The sequence below is a fragment of the Streptomyces sp. NH27 genome, assembly GCF_056859195.1.
In genome coordinates, this window is sequence record NZ_JACEGK010001045.1 from 1 (window position 1) to 661 (window position 661).

Consider the following 661-nt stretch of genomic DNA (forward strand, 5'->3'; position numbering starts at 1 on the left):
CCATGGCGCCGACCTGGTCCTTGCCGGCCCGGCCGCTGCCGGTGACGGCCGCCTTGACCTCGCTGGGGGTGTGCAAGTGCACCGGCAGGCCGCGCCGGGACGCACACAGGATGGCGACCGCGCTGGCCTGGGCGGTGCCCATCACCGTGCGGACGTTGTGCTGGCTGAAGACGCGCTCGACGGCGACGGCCTCGGGGCGGTGCTCGTCCAGCCACGCCTCGAGGCCCTGCTCGATCAGCACCAGCCGGTGGCCGATGTCCGCGTCGGCGGGTGTGCGGATCACCCCGACGCCGCCCATCGTCAGCGCCCGGCCGGGAACGCCGTCGACCACGCCGACACCGCACCGGGTCAGCCCCGGGTCCACGCCGAGCACCCGCATGCCGCCCCCTTCCCGCCCGCGTCCGCCGTCGTCGGCGGTACTCGCCAACCTGTTCGTGCAGGCTATCGGTTGGCACCGACAAACAGCGGAGGGGCCGACGGGGTGTGTCCCGGCGGCCCCTCCCTGATCGTCCGTCAGACCGCCGCCGGACGCTGCCGGGTGCGGTCGCCGCGCGATCGGACGTGCCCGGCCGTACTCGGGCGTGCCCGGTCGGGCGCAGGCGGCGCCGGCGTCCGGCGTCGACCTTCTCCATGTCCTCGTCGGCGACGTCGCAGTTGGCGA

At 75.2% G+C, this 661-nt stretch carries 1 protein-coding gene; it reads right to left on the reverse strand.

Going from position 1 to position 661, the window contains the following annotated elements:
- Positions 1-379, reverse strand: a 379-nt coding sequence (locus AC13HU_RS37930; protein ID WP_483046544.1) for a crossover junction endodeoxyribonuclease RuvC, incomplete at its 3' end; no start/stop codon positions are given.
- Positions 380-661: the final 282 nt, after the last annotated feature.